The 2,897-nt window shown below is 72.2% G+C and carries 4 protein-coding genes; 3 read left to right on the top strand and 1 reads right to left on the bottom strand.

Annotated elements, in window-relative coordinates; all coding sequences use genetic code 11:
- The 3 genes from VK640_07645 to VK640_07635 all read left to right on the top strand — a co-directional run.
- Window positions 1-914: family 1 glycosylhydrolase (locus VK640_07645; protein ID HTE73058.1), on the top strand; the 914-nt coding region annotated here is incomplete at its 5' end.
- Between the two features lie 153 nt (window positions 915-1,067).
- The gene (locus VK640_07640; GenBank protein ID HTE73057.1) at window positions 1,068-1,880 is read left to right on the top strand and encodes a DUF427 domain-containing protein; all 813 of its coding nucleotides are present in this window, start codon (window positions 1,068-1,070) and stop codon (window positions 1,878-1,880) included.
- A gap of 76 nt (window positions 1,881-1,956) precedes the next feature.
- Window positions 1,957-2,337, top strand: a complete 381-nt coding sequence (locus VK640_07635; protein ID HTE73056.1) for a nuclear transport factor 2 family protein — start codon at window positions 1,957-1,959, stop codon at window positions 2,335-2,337.
- Between the two features lie 6 nt (window positions 2,338-2,343).
- Here VK640_07635 and VK640_07630 read toward each other — a convergent pair.
- On the bottom strand, window positions 2,344-2,897 hold a 554-nt coding region (locus tag VK640_07630), incomplete at its 5' end, for an ABC transporter permease (GenBank protein ID HTE73055.1).

The raw sequence follows: 2,897 nt of genomic DNA, 5'->3' as shown, positions 1-2,897 counted from the left end.
CCGCCCTCGACCACTACCGCCGGATCCTCGACGGCTGCCGCGAGCGGGGGCTGAACCCGCTCGTGACGCTCGTGCACTTCACGATGCCGCGCTGGCTGATGCACGACGGCGGGTGGACCGGCCCGAAGGCCGGCGACCGCCTCGCCCGCTTCGTGGAGTTCGCCGCCCCCGCGCTGACCGACGCCGCGTACGTCGCCACCCTCAACGAGCCGAACCTCATGGCCGTGCAGCCGGTCATCGGTGCGATGGCCCGGCGCGGTGAGCCGATCCACGGCCTGCCCGTGCCCGACCAGGAGGTCGCCGAGGCGCTGATCGGTCTGCACGGTCGCAGCATGGAGGTGCTCCGCGGCGCCGGGTCGCCACCGGCCGGGATGACGCTGGTCGGGCTGGAGTACATCGACCAGGGCGGCGGGCTGGAGCCGATGCGGGCCGCGCGCACCGCGATGATGGACCAGTTCCTCCAGGCTGCCGAGGGCGACGACTTCCTCGGCCTCCAGATCTACACCGCCCAGCGGTTCGGCCCCGAGGGGCTCATCGCCCCGCCGGCGGACCAGCAGACCCTGGCCCACGGGATGGAGCGCCGGCCGCAGGCCCTGGGCGCCGCCGTCCGACACGCCGCCGGGATGCTGCCGGGCACGCCGCTGCTGGTCACCGAGAACGGCATCGCCACGGCCGACGACGACGACCGGATCGCGTTCACCGACGAGGCGCTGCGCAGCCTGTCGGCCGCGATCGCCGACGGCGCCGACGTCCGGGGCTACGTGCACTGGAGCCTGCTGGACAACTTCGAGTGGATGCTCGGCTACCGCCCCACGTTCGGACTGGTCGCCGTGGACCGCGAGACGTTCGTCCGCACGCCGAAGCCCAGCCTGGCGTGGCTCGGCGAGGTCGCCCGCCGCAACGGTCTGGCCTGATCTCCACCGGACCGGCCGGCGGACGGCGGCTGCTCTCCGACCGCACCCGGCTGACCCGCTCCGGGATGACCGACGCGCCGGATCGGCCGAGTCCGACCTCGCCGGCGCCACCGACCCTTGCTCCACCACGGGGCGGCGAGGACGCTGATCCGGGTGACCACGCCGAGCACGCCCGACCCGGATGCGGGCTCGGTCATGGCCGACCTGGCAGGACAACGTCGGTGGTGGCCGCTGGTCGAACCCACGCCGCGCTGGATCCGTGTCCGCCTCGGCGGTGCGACGGTCGCCGACTCCCGCCGTGCCCTGTTGCACGTCCAGTACGGGCCCGGTGGCCTTCCGCGCAGCTTCCTGCCGACGTACTTCGTGCCGGTCGACGACGTGCGTCCCGAGGTGCTGGTCGACGGCGAGCAGGATGACGCCGGGACGACGACCTGGACGGTGCAGGCGGGCGGCCGGCGCGTGGAACACGGTGCCTGGATGCACCGGTCGCCGCCTTTTCCGCTCGAAGCCCTGGCCGGCATGGTCACCTTCTCCTGGCGGGACCTCGACTGGTTCGAGGAGGAGGAGCCCCTGATGGCCCACGCACGCGACCCGTACAAACGCGTCGACGTCGCCCCGAGCTCGCGGCATGTCCGGGTCGAGCTCGACGGGCAGGTCCTGGCCGAGAGCACCCGCCCGACGCTGCTCTTCGAGACGACCCTGCCCGTGCGGTACTACCTCCCCCGCGAGGACGTGGTCGCCGACCTCCTGCCCACGGCGACCCACTCGATCTGCCCGTACAAGGGCGTCGCCTCGTGGTGGTCGGCCCAGGTCGGCGGCCGGGTCGTCGACGACCTCGTCTGGAGTTATGAGGCCCCGATCGCGGAGAACCCGCGCATCGCCGGGCTCATGTGCTTCCTGAACGAGAAGGTCGATCTCGTCGTCGACGGCGAGCTCCGGGAGCGACCCGTCACGCCGTGGTCGTAGGGCGGACGTCCGCGTCCACCGGAGGCAGAGCATCGGGGACTACGTTGCTGCGCATGGCTCGCACGGGAGACGCGCGGTGACCGACGACGTCGTCGCGGAGGTGCTGGCCGCGGAGGACCGCCGTTACGCGGCGCTGCTCGGCCCGGATCTGCCGACGCTGGAGCGGCTGTTCCACGACCGGCTCAGCTACGCGCACTCCAGCGGCGTCCGCGACACCAAGGCCGAGTACCTGGCCAAGATCGAGAGCGGCTACTACGACTACACGCGCTCGGAGCACCCGGTGGAGCGGGTCGACGTCGTCGGCGACACCGCCGTCGTGAGCGGGCGGATGACCGCCGACCTCCTGGTGCAGGGTCAGCCGAAGTCGCTCGACGTCCTCGCCCTCGCCGTGTGGACCAGGGACACCGGGGACTGGCAGCTGCTCGCCTACGCCTCCACCCCGATCCCCCGCGGCTGACCGGTCTCAGCGGCTCCGGTAGAGCCGCGTGGTGATCGGCAGGAAGACCGCGGCGAGCAGTGCGGCCACGACGAGCGAGACCACGATGGCCTCGCCGTCGGGCTCGCCGTCCATCAGCGACCGGCACGCCGTCGCGAGGATGGAGATCGGGTTGACGTTCACGAACGCCTCGAGCGGCCCGGGCAGCGTCGACGGGTCGACGAAGACGTTCGACAGGAACGTCAGCGGGAAGATGCCCATGAACCCGGCGTTCATGACGGCGTTCGGCGAGCGCAGCAGCAGGCCCAGCACCGAGAACACCCAGGACAGCCCGAACGAGAAGACGACGACCAGCGCCAGCGCCGCGACCGCGCCGGCCACCCCGGCGTCCGGGCGGTAGCCGAGCGCGACGCCCACCACGATGATCACCGTGCCGGCGATGACGTAGCGGACGCTGTCGCCCAGCAGCGACCCGAGCAGCGGTGCCGGCCGCCAGATCGGCAGGGTGCGGAAGCGGTCGACGACGCCCTTGGTCAGGTCCGTGTTGAGGGAGACCCCGGAGTAGACGGTCGTGAACAGCA

The organism is Actinomycetes bacterium, from assembly GCA_035489715.1.
Taxonomy (GTDB): Bacteria; Actinomycetota; Actinomycetes; order JACCUZ01; family JACCUZ01; genus DATHAP01.
This window is presented reverse-complemented; position numbering and strand designations above follow the sequence as displayed.